This window comes from Bacillales bacterium (assembly GCA_035700025.1).
Taxonomy (GTDB): domain Bacteria; phylum Bacillota; class Bacilli; order Bacillales; family DASSOY01; genus DASSOY01.
In genome coordinates this window covers 1-14783 of sequence record DASSOY010000088.1, presented here as the reverse complement: position 1 = coordinate 14783, position 14783 = coordinate 1, and the positions used below count along the sequence as shown (strand labels likewise).

The 14783-nt window shown below is 49.0% G+C and carries 17 protein-coding genes; 14 read left to right on the top strand and 3 right to left on the bottom strand.

What is annotated here, in order from left to right; genetic code table 11:
• Positions 1 to 4 precede the first annotated feature (4 nt).
• A complete protein-coding gene (locus VFK44_14815) occupies positions 5 to 196 on the top strand; it encodes an H-type small acid-soluble spore protein (protein HET7629642.1) in 192 nt (63 codons plus the stop codon).
• Between the two features lie 58 nt (positions 197 to 254).
• On the opposite strand, the gene VFK44_14810 is transcribed toward VFK44_14815, so the two are convergent.
• Positions 255 to 488: a ferredoxin family protein gene (locus VFK44_14810; protein ID HET7629641.1), complete on the bottom strand. Its 234-nt coding sequence runs from the start codon at positions 486 to 488 to the stop codon at positions 255 to 257.
• Between the two features lie 365 nt (positions 489 to 853).
• On the opposite strand from VFK44_14810, the gene VFK44_14805 reads away from it, so the two are divergent.
• The 4 genes from VFK44_14805 to VFK44_14790 all read left to right on the top strand — a co-directional run bounded on the left by VFK44_14805 (position 854) and on the right by VFK44_14790 (position 5615).
• The gene (locus tag VFK44_14805; protein HET7629640.1) at positions 854 to 1672 is read left to right on the top strand and encodes a flagellin; all 819 of its coding nucleotides are present in this window, start codon (positions 854 to 856) and stop codon (positions 1670 to 1672) included.
• Positions 1673 to 1773: 101 nt separating this feature from the next.
• Positions 1774 to 3720 (top strand): glycosyltransferase, encoded by a 1947-nt coding sequence (locus tag VFK44_14800; protein ID HET7629639.1) that lies wholly within the window; start codon positions 1774 to 1776, stop codon positions 3718 to 3720.
• 19 nt (positions 3721 to 3739) lie between these two features.
• Positions 3740 to 4609 carry a sulfotransferase gene (locus tag VFK44_14795; GenBank protein HET7629638.1) on the top strand — a complete coding sequence of 290 codons (870 nt, stop codon included), beginning with the start codon at positions 3740 to 3742 and terminating at the stop codon, positions 4607 to 4609.
• Positions 4593 to 5615, top strand: coding sequence for a class I SAM-dependent methyltransferase (locus tag VFK44_14790; GenBank protein HET7629637.1), 1023 nt, complete (start codon positions 4593 to 4595; stop codon positions 5613 to 5615). Before VFK44_14795 ends, VFK44_14790 begins: the two co-directional genes overlap by 17 nt.
• A gap of 41 nt (positions 5616 to 5656) precedes the next feature.
• On the opposite strand, the gene VFK44_14785 is transcribed toward VFK44_14790, so the two are convergent.
• Positions 5657 to 5815, bottom strand: a complete 159-nt coding sequence (locus VFK44_14785) for a hypothetical protein (protein HET7629636.1) — start codon at positions 5813 to 5815, stop codon at positions 5657 to 5659.
• Between the two features lie 186 nt (positions 5816 to 6001).
• Here VFK44_14785 and VFK44_14780 point away from each other — a divergent pair, with 186 nt between their 5' ends.
• From VFK44_14780 to VFK44_14760, 5 genes are all read left to right on the top strand, one after another.
• Positions 6002 to 7804, top strand: a complete 1803-nt coding sequence (locus VFK44_14780; GenBank protein ID HET7629635.1) for a M3 family oligoendopeptidase — start codon at positions 6002 to 6004, stop codon at positions 7802 to 7804.
• A 66-nt stretch (positions 7805 to 7870) separates the two neighbouring features.
• Positions 7871 to 8383, top strand: coding sequence for a large conductance mechanosensitive channel protein MscL (mscL, locus tag VFK44_14775; protein HET7629634.1), 513 nt, complete (start codon positions 7871 to 7873; stop codon positions 8381 to 8383).
• 133 nt (positions 8384 to 8516) lie between these two features.
• On the top strand, positions 8517 to 9473 hold the full coding sequence (locus VFK44_14770; GenBank protein ID HET7629633.1) for a hypothetical protein: 957 nt from the start codon (positions 8517 to 8519) through the stop codon (positions 9471 to 9473).
• Between the two features lie 56 nt (positions 9474 to 9529).
• On the top strand, positions 9530 to 10621 hold the full coding sequence (locus tag VFK44_14765) for a 3-oxoacyl-[acyl-carrier-protein] synthase III C-terminal domain-containing protein (GenBank protein HET7629632.1): 1092 nt from the start codon (positions 9530 to 9532) through the stop codon (positions 10619 to 10621).
• A complete protein-coding gene (locus VFK44_14760; GenBank protein ID HET7629631.1) occupies positions 10621 to 11181 on the top strand; it encodes an isoprenylcysteine carboxyl methyltransferase family protein in 561 nt (186 codons plus the stop codon). Before VFK44_14765 ends, VFK44_14760 begins: the two co-directional genes overlap by 1 nt.
• Before the next feature lie 23 nt (positions 11182 to 11204).
• Here the strand turns inward: VFK44_14760 and VFK44_14755 are convergent, their stop codons facing one another.
• Positions 11205 to 11558 (bottom strand): DUF4363 family protein, encoded by a 354-nt coding sequence (locus VFK44_14755; GenBank protein ID HET7629630.1) that lies wholly within the window; start codon positions 11556 to 11558, stop codon positions 11205 to 11207.
• Between the two features lie 88 nt (positions 11559 to 11646).
• Here VFK44_14755 and VFK44_14750 point away from each other — a divergent pair, with 88 nt between their 5' ends.
• From VFK44_14750 to VFK44_14735, 4 genes are all read left to right on the top strand, one after another.
• A complete protein-coding gene (locus VFK44_14750; GenBank protein HET7629629.1) occupies positions 11647 to 12507 on the top strand; it encodes a DUF421 domain-containing protein in 861 nt (286 codons plus the stop codon).
• A 420-nt stretch (positions 12508 to 12927) separates the two neighbouring features.
• Positions 12928 to 13605 (top strand): hypothetical protein, encoded by a 678-nt coding sequence (locus VFK44_14745; GenBank protein HET7629628.1) that lies wholly within the window; start codon positions 12928 to 12930, stop codon positions 13603 to 13605.
• On the top strand, positions 13605 to 14156 hold the full coding sequence (locus VFK44_14740; protein HET7629627.1) for a GNAT family protein: 552 nt from the start codon (positions 13605 to 13607) through the stop codon (positions 14154 to 14156). The genes VFK44_14745 and VFK44_14740 overlap by 1 nt, the downstream gene beginning before the upstream one ends.
• On the top strand, positions 14153 to 14783 hold a 631-nt coding region (locus VFK44_14735), incomplete at its 3' end, for a glycerophosphodiester phosphodiesterase (GenBank protein HET7629626.1). The genes VFK44_14740 and VFK44_14735, both read left to right, overlap by 4 nt.

The following is a 14783-nucleotide window of genomic DNA, read 5'->3' as shown; positions in this document are numbered from 1 at the left end:
ACACATGGATGCCAAACGAGCACTAGAAATTATCGGGACTGAAGAAGAAGTGAAGGTGACATACAGAGGTTCTTTCGTTTGGATCGACACTGTCGATTCGATGGAAAGTACGGCGACGGTACATCGGACGTCGGCGCCGGAGGATGAATTCGAAGTCCCGCTTCAAGACTTGGCCGAATCCGCAGAACAAGCGTAAATTCCAAAAAAGCGTCCGCCGTTCAACGAGTACGGCGGACGCTTCTTTTTTTCTGTTCTTATTCGAAGAAGTCTCTGTTAATTTGTATAAATTCTTGTTCTTCTTCCGGTACTTCTTCCTCAGGATAAATCGCTTCGACAGGGCAAACAGCCTCGCAGGCGCCGCAATCGATGCAAACGTCCGGATCAATGTAAAACATGTCCTCTCCTTCGTGGATGCAATCGACGGGGCATGTTTCCACGCATTCGCCGGATTTTTCCGCAATACAGGGCGATGTAATAACAAATGCCATTTGTCGTTCCCCCTTTCAACTTGTCTCCTAAAAAAATCAAGAACGGACGAAACTTGTCCGATTGCATGAAACCGATTTGAAAAACGTTATATCACATTTAGTATGCCGAATTTCAAAGGAAAATTCAATAAAAAAAAGCGATTTTGCAAAAAATCCAAGTTTTTTTTCCGAAACCGCTAAACTGTTTGGGCTATCGACCGATAAAAGAAGTGAACCAATTGGTTTCATGCCGTCATTGTCGAAACCCGGGAAGACAGGGATGGCTCCGATGCCGTGAAAACACAATTTGTCGAAATGTCGCTTTAATCACGGGCTCGGACACAAGGACGTGTCCGAAAGTCAAACAAAACATGGAGGTATATGCAATGAGAATTAATCACAACATTGCTGCTTTGAACACGTACAATCAGTTGGTCAAGAACAATTCTGCTGTTCAAAAGTCTTTGGAGAAGTTGTCTTCCGGTTACCGGATCAACCGTGCTGCTGACGATGCTGCAGGTCTTGCGATTTCTGAAAAAATGCGCTCGCAGATCCGCGGTTTGGAACAAGCAACACGTAACTCGCAAGACGGCATTTCCTTGATCCAGACGGCTGAAGGCGCGTTGAACGAAACGCACAGCATTCTTCAGCGTATGCGTGAGCTTGCTGTACAAGCAGCGAACGATACGAACACCACTTCCGACCGTCAACAAATCCAAGAAGAAGTGGACCAGTTGAGTGCGGAAATTACGAGAATTTCTTCTGATACGCAGTTTAACAAAAAGAACTTGCTCGACGGTTCGTTTGCTACAACAGGTATTACCTTGCAAATTGGTGCAAATATCAGCCAAAACATTGCCTTTACGATCGGTACGATGGATGCTTCGACGCTCGGCGTTGGATCCATCAGTTTGACTACGCAAGCTTCTGCAAACGCAGCGATCTCTACGATCGATGCGGCCATTCAAGACGTTTCCACACAAAGAGCAAAGCTTGGTGCATTACAAAATCGTCTTGAACATACGATCAACAACCTCGGTACGTCGACGGAAAACTTGACGGCTGCTGAATCCCGCATTAGAGACGTTGACATGGCGAAGCAAATGATGATCTTCACGAAAGAAAACATCTTGAACCAAGCGGCTCAAGCGATGTTGGCACAAGCCAACCAACTGCCGCAAGGCGTTCTTCAGCTTCTCCGCTAGTAACAACATAAACTCTCTTATACATCGTATAAGAGAGTTTATTTAAAAAAGGATCGTGTGCGCACGATGTTTTTTTAAATAATGCTATGAGGTGAGTGGGATTGAATAAATTATTATCACTTTGCATAATCGTGAAAGACGAAGAAGACGTTCTCGAGCGGTGTTTGAATTCGGTTGAGGGTCACGTAGATGAAATTGTGGTCGTCGACACAGGATCTACAGATCGTACGCTGGAAATCGCCGGTCGATTTACGGACAACATTCATCATTTTGATTGGATCGACGATTTTGCCGCAGCCCGCAATTTTGCCCAATCAAAAGCATCGGGAGAATGGATTCTTGTGCTCGACGCTGACGAATACGTTGAACCGGACAACTTGAAACAAGTGAAAGAACAGTTGCGGCATATTTCTAATGAAATTCACTGTCTTATTCCGGTGATTTACAATTTTTGCGGCACGTTCGGCGAGAAGATTTTTCAACATTATCATACGAGATTGTACAGGAATGCCGAAAACGTGAAATTTCAACGTTCGATTCATGAGCAAGTTGTCGTCAAAAATGGCGTAATGAAGACGGATCGTGCGGATCTTGTCATCTATCATACTGGGTACATGAACAAGGTGATCAAAGAAAAGAACAAGAGTTCCCGAAACACGCCGTTGATTGAAGCCGAATTGAAAAAAGCCGATTCAGGATTCGATTACTTTAATCTCGGAAACGAATTTACTATTGAAGGTAATCACGAGAAAGCCCTTGAAATGTATAAGAAAGCATTCACGATGATCGACGATTATAATTTTTCGTGGGTCCAGCTCTGTTTGATTGGGATCATCGAGATTCTCACGAAACTCGGCCGCGAACAAGAGGCGTTGAAGGTGATCGCTGACGCCGAGAAAATTTGGACGAAAGGCGCGGATTTGGTTGTTCATAAGGCAAGCATCTATTTGAGCCAACATCGAATGGATGACGCGAAGAGCGTTCTCATCCAAATGCTGGGGAACATGTCGAACTACTTTACCATGAAAAGCGTCGACGCCTTGAAATTTGCCCCGTATTATTTATTAGGTCAAATCTATAAATTTGAAGGGGATAATCAGGAGGCTGTTCGAAGCTTTGCAACGGCATTAAACTTTAATCCGAACCATTTGGAAACGAAATATTTTTTATTGGATATACTCGGTCAAAACAATCCTGCGCAAGAAGTGATCGACTTCATTGACCGTAATGGTCTCGCCGATACAGAGGACGACCGGATCAACCTCTGCAATCTCCTGATCATAATGGGGCAGACCGACACCGCAGCGTCATTCATTAACCGTCTGAGAAGCGATTCAGCTGTGACGAAACTATTGTCGCTGAAACATGCGCTCGTCGAAAAAAATTACGAAGAAGCGATCGCTTACTTGCGAGACGAAGCCGTTAAACCTTTGCTGCTTGCACGCTACATGATCAGCACAGACGAAATATTGATTACGGCGCTTGCAGCCGAAAAAGCTGAGCTCGTCAACGAAGTCATGGGAGAGATTCTTTCGAAACATCCGGTCATGAAGTTTTGGAATGGTGAACTTTCACCCGTGTGGGATGATGAGCAATCAAAAGCGATTGAAGATTTTCTGGAACATTGCCTCGTATTGAAACAAGACCGGCTGGTCGATGAAATTGTTGAGAAAAGCGAGCAGTTGAGCCGGAAACTCCAACTGGCGCTGGCTGATAAATTGTATGCCAGGGGCCGTGAAGAAAAGGCGTTAGCCGTTTACTTGAAAAGAAACGATACAGGAAACTACGGAAAAACGACGTTCGTCAATTTAATCAAAATTTTCAAGGCGCAACATTTGTATGAAGAGGCTCTTCAGTTTTCTGTCATCGCATTGTCTGCGGATTATTATGATTTTCGAATTTTCCAATCCGCGATCGAAACGGCTTATGAGATCGGCAACCGTGAAGAAGCCGCGCAATTATGCGAAATGGCTAAGCAGCACTATGCCGACAGCGAATGGCTGAAAACGGCTGAAAGTTTGATAGAAACCGAATTGAAAGCTATATAGTTTGTCAGGAGGGAAAAGGTTGGTACAACGACAGCAAGATAGACGAGATGCACCGGTATTTATTGGTGGAGCCGGACGCTCCGGGACGACTTTGTTGCGGGTGATGCTGAACGCCCATCCCCATCTTTGCTCGGGACCTGAGTTTAAACTGCTTCCGGCCGTGGCGAATTTGTATCAACAAACGCTTGTCCAGCAAGACATCATGAAAGCATACAGTCTTGAACGCAGCGACATAAGCGCATCCTTTGCATTGTTGGTCGAACGGTTTTTCGAGAAGTTCAGGGTACAATCGAATGCTTCCCGCGTAGTCGAGAAGACTCCGCATAACGTGTTAATCATGAACGAACTCGGTGACATGTTTCCAAAAGCGAAATTCATCCATGTCATCAGGGACGGCAGAGACGTCGTTAACTCGTTGCGAAAAATGAATTGGACCGGTATCGACGGTAATAAACTTTGGTATGTGGAAGACGTTTTGAATGCTGCAACGTACTGGGTGCAGGTGGTATCGAAAGCGTTGCAAGACGCGGAAAGTCCGCAATTAAAAGACAGAGTGAAAGTAGTAAGGTACGAGGAACTTGTAGATGAACCGATGAAGACAATGCAACAAGTGCTTGCATTTTTGGATGAACCGTGGAGCGACGATGTCTTGAATCATACTCGCGTGAAACGCGGATATGAACCGGAAGAATCGAGCACGGTGCAAGTCAACGAGAAGATTCATAAACGTGCTACCGGTAAGTGGGTGAACGAATTTACGCGGGACGACCTTTCCGCTTTCGAACATGTGGCGGGCCATTTGCTCGTTCAGCTTGGATATGAGCCGAACCATGAATGGGTGCAAGCACATCAACGAATGGCAGGTTTTCAGCATGCATCCAGAGAATGAATTCGAGCTTGCGGAAAAGCATCTTCGCAATACAGACGATGTTTCGGCCGAAACGTGTTATTTGAAATGTCTCGCCGACGACTATTACGGTCCGGTAGCCTATTATCGGCTCGGGGAAATTTATAACAGGCAAGGGAAAATTGAAGATGCGCAGCGTTCGCATAAAAACGCGTTTTTGCGTGATTCAAGGCTGGCACGCCGCTTGACCAACGCAGACCACCCGCATCATGATTTCGAATATACAAAGGCCGTTCAACACATAACGGAAGAATGTCCACTGTGCCGCCGCCAAGGACAAACGCACTCCGTTTACAATGTTATTACGGATATCGGATTCGTACCAGGGTTCGATCCGATCAAAACATGGAAGTATTGCGACGAATGCCATCATATATATACAGAAAGGTATCCCAACGATTTGAGCGGTGTTTTGTCGGCGAGTAATCCCGGGCACTATCAGGCGCCGAGGCAACATTATTTCCCAACAATGAGCGGAATTTTAAACGACATTCTTCCATACGCACCGGGGAATCAGTTGTTGGAAGTGGGCGTCGGTTCGGGTGAAATGATCGCCGTGGCGAACGAAATGCATTTTCAGGCGACAGGCATTGAAATACGGCCGAGTTATGCGAAAGCCGTTTCGGAAACGTTCGGCATTCCGATTAAAGCCGTCGGCTTTGAAGATTTCGAAACCGACCAAACCTTTGACGTAATTTGCATGGGTGATGTTATCGAGCATGTGACCGACCCGGTTCAAGTTCTGAAGAAAGCGAAAAGCTTGCTGAATGCCCAAGGGGTTTTGTGGATTTCAACGCCGAATTTCGAAAGCGCGACTGCGAAAGTGTTGAAAGATCAAAACCCGATGTGGCGTACGACGCAACATATCCATTATTTTTCGTTCGCTTCAATGAAAACGGTGTTGCAGCAACTCGACTTTCGTGTGGTGAAATATAATGTTTCCAATCGATATGTCGGTTCGATGGAGATCATTGCTCAAAAACAATAGCTTTAACGCCCGCCGTTCATTCGCGGCGGGCGTGCCTTTTTTTACTGCCTCCCTTCTTGCAATCCTTCCGAAACCGAGATGGTCTTCACGATCTTCCCCGAAGCGTCGACGGTCCGATGAACGAAACGCTCGTTTGCCGGGAATGGCTTCTTTACCGGCGTGTCACCGCTTTCATTTTTCGGCAGATCCGTCTGGGACATGCCTTACCTCCTTTTTGTCGATTCCTTCCTCAACGTGCAGCAAGCAGTTCGCCAAGTCGTTCTAATGAGAGTCACAATCACTTTATGAGCGACCGCGAAATTTAGAACGCGAACAACCGTGTAGGGCTCGAACATTTTCGGAAAGTTCCGTATAATGAAGGCGTATACATTGAAAGGAGGATTTCCGTGCGTTTGAAAAATTTACAGCCGACGTGGGACCTTGAGCCGCTGTTTCCAGGAGGCAGCGGCTCGGAAGCGTTCAAGCGTTTTCTTGAACAATTGTCGGCCGATTTAAAGAAATTCGATGTAAGAACGGCGGATTTGAAGGTGCCGACCGGTGCCGATCAAGCGAAAGGGTTGGCCGATGTCCTGACGGAGGCGCAAAATGTGAGCGCCCGTTTGCACGAGAGCAGTGCGTTTGTCAGCTGTCTTGTCGCGCAAAACGTGAATGATCGCCGGGCGGTTCGGTTAAGAGGGACCCTTCGCGAGATGAACGCTGCATTGGCGACGACGCTGACGACACTTGATTCGAAGCTCGCTGAAATTGACGATTCCGTATGGGAATTGTTGCTTGAGAAGGATGGCTTTCGCGAAGTCGCTTTCGCGTTGAGAGAAAAGCGGCGGAGGGCGGTTGAGAAATTATCGCCGGAAACGGAAGCGCTCATTAATGATTTAAAAGTAGACGGATATGAGGCATGGTCGGGCTTGTACGATCTCGTTGTGGGCAAGATGAACATTGAAGTCGATTCAGACGGAAAAAAGGAGACGCTTTCGATCAGCCAGTTGGATAATCGGCTGGCAGACAGCGACCGCGAAGTGCGGAAGCAAATGTTTCGGAAGTATACGAATGCTTGGGAAGAAGCGGCGGATTTGTGTGCGGAAGCCCTGAATCACATTTCCGGTTTCCGCTTGAATTTGTATAAGCATCGCGGTTGGCATTCGGTGCTGCAGGAACCGCTCGACATCAATCGGATGAAGGCGGAGACGCTCGACGCGATGTGGTCGGCGATCGACAAACAGAAAGACAAGTATGTCGCATTCTTTGATCGAAAGGCGAAGCTTCTCGGCATTGATCGGTTGTCGTGGTATGACGTGAACGCACCGATTGCGTCCGCGCAGGAAACCGTTTCTTACGATGAAGCGGCGCAATTTATCGTGCGCCATTTCGAACGATTTAGTCCCGACATGGCGGCTTTTGCCGAAAAGGCGTTGGCAGATCGATGGATTGAGGCGGAAGACCGTTCGGGCAAACGGCCGGGAGGTTTTTGCACGAGTTTCCCTGTCTCGGGGCAAACGCGAGTATTCATGACGTTCTCGGGCACGAAAGGCAATGTAGCGACATTGGCGCATGAGTTGGGCCACGCCTATCACCAGCATGTGATGAAGAGACTGCCATATTGGTCGCAACGGTATGCCATGAATGTGGCGGAAACGGCGTCTACATTCGCGGAAGCGATTGTCGGGGACGCGTCGGTGAAAACGGCGGAGTCGAAAACGGAAAAATTGGCTTTGCTCGAGGAGAAAGTCCGGCGCGGTGTGACGTTTTTCACGAATTTGCGGGCGCGTTTTCTGTTCGAGACGAGGTTTTACGAAGAGCGTAAACAAGGGCTCGTTCCCGTGGAGCGGTTGAATGAGCTGATGGTCGAAGCGCAGCGGGAAGCGTTCGGGAATGCGCTCGGAGAATATCATCCAACCTTCTGGGCGTCGAAACTTCACTTTTATATTACAGGCACGCCTTTCTACAACTTTCCTTATACGTTCGGTTTTCTTTTCAGCAATGGCATTTACGCTCGGTCGCTGCAAGAAGAAACGGCTTCGTTTGCCGAACAATACGTGCATTTGCTTAAAGACACAGGGAGCATGACGGTGGAGGATCTCGCGGCTAAACATTTACAAGTCGATTTGACGAACGACGATTTTTGGGACGGCGCCGTTCGTTCCGTATTGAACGATATTGATGAGTTTTTGCGGCTCACCGACCACGAGTAAGCGAGCTTCGTCGGATCATACAATGCAGGCTTGAACATAAACTGAAAGCATCTGGTGTCACAGGAGATGGTTTCATTGTTCCGGCTCATCAAAGAATTCAAGCAGTTCGCCAAGTATGGAAACATGGTCGACATGAGTATCGGCATGGTCATCGGTGCCGCATTCGGAAAAATCATCGATTCGCTCGTGCAGGACATCATTATGCCGCCGATCGGATTCATGCTTGGGGATGTCAATTTTACCGATTTGTTTATTAATCTGTCAGGGCGGCCGATTGAATCGGTTGCCGAGGCCGAGAAATTCGGCGCTCCTACGATCAATTATGGATTGTTTCTGAACACGCTGATCCGGTTTATTATCATTATGTTCGTCGTCTTTCTCGTTGTTCGGCAAATGAACCGGATCCGATCGCCGAAAGAAGATCCGATCACGTCGATGACGATGAAGCAATGTCCGCGATGTTACACCGACATTCCTTATCGCGCGGAACGATGTCCTCATTGCACGTCGTATTTGCCGAAGACGGGAAAGATCGTCCGCAAACCGAAAAAATCGGGCATCAAGTATCGCATCGGTTGAGCAAAAGCCATTGGGAGTGCCGCCATTATTTGCCCGCACGCGAAAGTCTTACCAAATTTGTAGTTTCGTTATATAATGGGTGAAGAAACAAAGCCGGAGATAAAGATACCGGAATTCTGGGGAGGGGTTCGCTGTGGGCAAAGACCACCTTGCTGACAGGCCGCCGATGCAATGGTTGTTCAAAAATGAAAGCCAGTCTGGCTATACAGTGAAAAAAAGCGGAGAAGGCGTTGAAACGCCGATCGCAATCGGAACGAGCCATGATCTTGTCCAAATGGTGACGGAACCGTCTGGAGATATCTGGTTGGCTGAGAAAAAACAGGACGGACAAGAACCATCGAACGTCTTTGTTTGTGATGATCATGGTGAAGTCGTCGAAAAGATTCCCGTCCCCGGACAGCCGAACTTGCACCGGTATGAAGATGAAATCCTCGTCGAATGCGAGGGAGACGGCGGAACCTCGACCATTTACGAATATGAAGCCAAGACGCGCCGGTTGCTCGAACGTCATGAAGTGGAAGGCTATTCGTGGAAACTTGCAAAAGACGAGGAACGATTATACGTTTGTTGCTATCAAGCGGACAAAGATGTTTCGGTTTTGTATTCGATTGGTGAAGGCGGGAGGCAAACGGTCGATCTCGGAGAAAATTCGTTTCCGACTGATTTGTTATTTCACGATGGAAGGCTGTACGTGGCGATGTCGCCGATTGTCGGGACTTACGGTAGAAAGGTCATGGTATTTGACACAGCGTTAGACTTGGTTTCGGAATGGAAATTGCCTCACGCACCGCGGCATTTACACACATTTAACGATGAAATGATCATTCTCGCATTTGACTTGGACAAAGACGCGAAATCAAAACTGATCTATGTTCCGTTTGAGTCGCAAAGTCAACGAACTTACGCATTGCCTCAGGGAGATTTTACATACGGAGACGGTCGGTATTTGTATGTTTTCCAATTAGAGAATGAACGTCTTCATTGCTGGGACCATGAACGAAAGAAAATGGCCGAAACGGTCCGGTTGGAAAAACCGGGTGACGGCGGGCAATTGATCGACGTTTGCCGCGCAGGGGAACTCTCGCTCTAGAAGGGCGGGAGTTTTTTTGCGGTTTTAGGGAAAAATAAACGTCGGAGGTGCCGGCGATGACAGAAATTTTATCCGTTGGAACAAGCTTGCCGCCTTACCGGGTTTCGCAAGAGGAGGCTTTGCAGTTTGCTAGGGAAGCGTTTCAACAACATTATTCGGATATCGACCGATTGCTGAACGTGTTTCATAACGGTGAAATCAATTCCCGCTATTTTTCCGCTCCGCTTGACTGGTTTAAACGGCCGCATGACCTTAAAGAAAAAAACGATTTGTACATCCAAAACGCCGTACGTTTGTCCGTGCAGGCCGTCGAAAGCTGTTTGCGGCACGCAGATTTTTTACGCGAATCGGTTCCGCTCGAGGAAATTGACGCGATCGTTTTCGTCTCGACAACGGGTTTTTCAACGCCAAGCATTGAAGCGAAACTTATGAATGAGCTGCCGTTTTCCAGGCATACGAAACGGATTCCCATCTGGGGACTTGGTTGTGCCGGAGGGGTGGCAGGCTTGTCGCGTGCCCACGACTATTGCACAGCGTATCCACAGGAAAATGTTTTGATCCTCAGCGTCGAATTGTGCAGCCTCACATTTCAACCCAACGACTTGTCGAAAAGCAATTTAGTTGGAACGTCGCTGTTTGGTGACGGTGCCGCCTGCGTGTTGATGGCCGGAGATCAGTCACCGCTGCTTTCTCACTCGGCGTTATCTGCGCGCCCTTCGGTGCGTGGTGTCGAGTCGTCGTTCATGCCCGATTCTGAAGACGTCATGGGGTGGGATGTGCGGAATGAAGGATTGCACGTGATCTTTTCAAAGAGCATTCCCGCAATCGTCGAGCGCTGGTTGAAGCCGAACGTGGATGCTTTTCTGGAAAAACAGGGGACTGCACGCGGAAGTTTGTCGTGTTTCATCGCTCATCCGGGCGGCAAGAAGGTGCTTAGTGCTTATAAAATGTCACTTGCCATCAAGGATGAAATGATGGCTCCCGCACGAAATGTTCTCCGAAACTACGGAAACATGTCTTCGCCGACCGTGCTGTTTGTCCTCGCTGAACAAATGACCGCATCGGCCGACCCGGGAGAGGTTGGATTGGCAGTTGCTCTCGGTCCTGGATTCAGCGCGGAGTTCATGTTGTTGGAGTGGACCGATTGATGACAGGATTTTGGCTATTGGTTGCGTTTGTCGGCGCGCAACGGTTGACCGAGCTCATTATTGCAAAGAAAAATGAACGGTGGATGAGGGAGCAGGGAGGGTACGAAAGAGGCGCGGAGCATTACAAATGGATCGTGATGCTGCACGTCATGTTTTTCGTTTCGCTCGCAACGGAAGTGGCGGTCTTCGGCGCCCGCCCGGCTTTTTGGTGGCCATTGCCGTTCGTCGTCTTCCTTTGCGCCCAGTTTCTGCGTGTTTCCGTTTTAGTTGCGATGGGGCGTTATTGGAACACGAAAATCATGATCTTGCCTGGCGCCGAAGTCGTCGCCAAAGGGCCGTTTCGCTACATCCGCCATCCGAATTATGTGACCGTGACCTTAGAGTTTCTTTCGCTTCCGTTAATGTTTCAGGCGTATTATACCGCTCTCCTGTTCTCGGCATTGAATGCTCTCGTGTTAGTCGGCATTCGCATTCCCGAAGAGGAAAAGGCGCTGCGCGAAGCAACCGACTATGGGGAATCCACGGGCCAAAGCCGCTGGTTTCCGCGGCCAAGACGATAACGCCCATGGATTACCGAAAACACTTAATAAGAGTAAATGTTAGAGATCATCACTTCGATGTCTGCCAATTCGGTGAACGCGTTTGCTTTGTCGCGCGCTTTGACCGCAGCTTGCAAACGCGCGATATCCTGCTGCAACCCCTCATATTCGCTTTCATCGCCGAGCAGCTGGAGTTTCCACTCCTTTTGATCGTACATTTGCCGAAGTTCGTGCGCGCCATGTGCCGCCCGGCGCCAATTTTTTTGTTCAATCGATTGACGGACGCTGTCCACTTGGCTCTGCAACGAGGTTTTGCCCGAATCTTCGTCGTGTGAACCCGCGAACGACCATCCGCCTAAAAGCATAACGACCGTGCAAATGACAAACCAATTTTTCATCGGTCTCCTCCTTTCCGTGTGAAATGCATGCTTTCCGTTAGCTTGTCCAATACTAAAAAAGCTATTGCCAAGAAACGGAGGAATCGCTATGCCTGAAGCCGTACTCATTTTGATTCGGTCGGTGTTGTCGTTCGTCGTGCTGCTCGCGTTGACGCGAATCATGGGCAAACAACAACTTTCTCAGCTGACGTTCTTCGATTACATTGTCGGAATCACGATCGGTTCGATCGCGGCATCGATGTCGGTCGATCAAAACATTCAAATCTCCAACGGGTTTGTGGCTCTCGTTATTTGGGGTTTTTTTCCGGTAGCCATGGCTTGGGTCTCTTACAAATCGTATAAATTTCGCCGCTTTACGGACGGAAAACCGCAAATTCTCGTGAAAAACGGGAGAGTGCAAGACGAAAGTTTGCGAAGTTCAATGATGAGTGTGGATGAATTAATGCTTCTGTTGCGGGAAAAGAACGTGTTTAATTTGTCGGATGTCGAGTTCGCGGTAATGGAAACGAACGGCGATCTGAGCGTCATGAAGAAAACCGAAACACAGCCGGTAACGCCGAAAGTCCTCGGCATGTCAGCGAAACCGGAAGGGCAGCCGCAGATCGTGATTATTGACGGAAAACTGATCGAAAGTTCTTTGAATCATACGCGCTTGACTCGGAAAAAATTGTTGGAGGAGGTGAAAAGGCAAGGGGCGTCCGGATTCGAAGACGTATTCGTCGCGCAAGTGGATTCTCGAGGGAACGTATACGTCGATTTGTATGACGACGGCGGCAGCCAGCCTTTGGAAGAGGCGCAGCCGCCGATGGAAGCCAAGTTGAAGAAAATGAAGTCCGACTTCGAGGCGCGTGCGTTGAAAGCGAAGGATGAAAAAGAAAAGGTGTCCTTCCGCGAGCAGGCGAGCCGGCTGGAAAACATGGTGAAGGAACTGGAGCCGTACTTGAAATGAGGTGAAGGCGAAATGCCGGAATCGCCGGAAATGGAAACATACCGCCGGGCATTGGAGCGGCGGATTAGCGGACGGTGATCAAGGTTAGCAGGGTGGATGGATGTATTACGGCAGCGGGGAAGTGGACGCCCCGGACCGGGAAGCGCAAGTGATCTTGAGGCGAGGGTGTTGCCGTTCCATGCTTGCCGGAAAGTCGGTGATCAGGAGGGTGAGTTGTTTCGTGCAATACTAAAGGTTTTGCGCGAGGCTGTCGCGAAGGCGAGCCGTGCAGCCGGTGCGGACATGCGATCGAAAAAAAAGTATCGGGAAGAAATGTTTTTTTGCCCAAATTGCCAGCATTAAGCTATAATGACGTTAAAAGTGCTCAGAAGTGCAGCGCTTTTTTCTTTTGTTGCCGATTTTTTTGCTGGAGGTCGGGTCATGGACGGATTAAAAGAGCAATTCGAGCGCATCTTCGAACAGCTGGAGCAACAATTTTATGTTAAAAGCTGGGTTTCGGAACGCTCGAAGCTGATTTTCATTCTTGAGTCTCCGCACGTACAGGAATTGAAGTACGGCGCGCCGGTTTCGGGTTCGTCAGGATCGACAATGTCGAAGCACTTGTTCGGTTCGGAATTCGGAAAACCGCTCGGCCGGTTGATTGCGAAAAATACGGAGGAAGCGTTGCATCGCCCGTCGTTAGACGTTATCGGGCTGATGAATGTGTGCGGGATCCCGATGCAGAGGAAAGCGTACGGACAACCGGAAGTGATTCGGAAGCATGGGGCGTTCTTCGATGTGCTGGAAGCTGTACGCAAAAGCAATCAACAAGATGTTTATCGCAACGGTTCTTGGAATGTCATGCAAGAGGTCATCCTCGAGCGCTTTCGCGCGAGGCTCAACGGCATCAAAGGCAAGACTTGCACGCTCGTTCCGTGCGGGCGTTTTGCCCAGAAATTTTATCGATTGGCAGGTGTCAGCGATCCTTCATGGACGGTGATTCATGGGGTTCCGCATCCTTCCTACAATTCGTGGGACCGCGAACGTTACCGCGGAGAGATACATAAGGTGCAACAAGCTTTTATTTCCGCACGGAATGCGCTGGGAGGATTAAATTAATGTTTACTTACCGGCTGGACGATGAATCGTACTTGAAATTGTTGGATAACGATGTGCTAGGGGAGCTCTACCGCTTGATCGATTCCAATCGACTCCATTTGCGGCCATGGTTTCCGTGGGTCGACGAAGTGCGCAGCGAACCGGATGCACGGATGTTCATCCTCGCCGCAAAAAAACAGTACGCAGAAAACAACGGTTTTCGGACGGCGATTATGCACCGTGGAGAACTCGCTGGCTTGGCTGGTTATCATGAGATCGATTGGGTTGACCGAAAGACGGAACTCGGCGGTTGGCTCGGTCAATCATTTGAAGGGAGCGGCCTGATGACAAAAACGTGCCGTGCGCTCGTAGACCACGCGTTTCGTCAATGGCGGCTGCATCGCGTGGAAATCTTGTGCGGCACTGAAAATCCGAGAAGCTGTGCGGTGCCGGAACGGCTCGGGTTTACGAAAGAAGGCACGATGAGGGAAGCGGAATGCGTGAACGGAACGTTCAGCAGTCATCATGTATACGGCCTGTTAAGGCGGGAATGGATGGGGGAAGACGCGTGATCGAAATTTATGCGCATCGAGGCAGTTCCGGGAGTTACCCGGAAAACACGATGATCGCGTTCAGGGAAGCGGAGCGCGCCGGTGCCGACGGCATCGAATTCGACGTGCAAATGTCGAAGGACGACGAGCTCGTCGTCATTCATGACGAAAAAGTAAATCGGACGACGAACGGCAAAGGTTGGGTGCGAGAGCATACGCTGAAGGAGCTCAAGCAATTGAATGCCGGGGTGAAAACGAAGCGGCACGAATCCATTCCGACGTTCGAAGAGGTGTTGGCGTGGGCGCAGGACAGCGCTTTAAAATTGAACATCGAACTGAAAACCGGACTGATTCCGTATGCCGGGATCGAAGAGAAGTTGGTCGAGTACATTCACCGTTACGGGCTTTCTGATCGCGTGATCGTGTCCTCGTTTAACCATTACAGTGTCGAGAAAATTCATAAAATCAACCCGGAGTTGGAAACGGCCATTCTTTTCATGGAGGCGCTGTTTGAACCTTGGAAATACGCCAAGTCGATCGGGGCTTCCGGATTGCACGGTTACTGGAAAATAGCGACGCCGGAACTCATTCACGATGCCCACGCCGCCGGCATGGCCTTTCGACCGTTCACTGTTAATCGAAACGCGC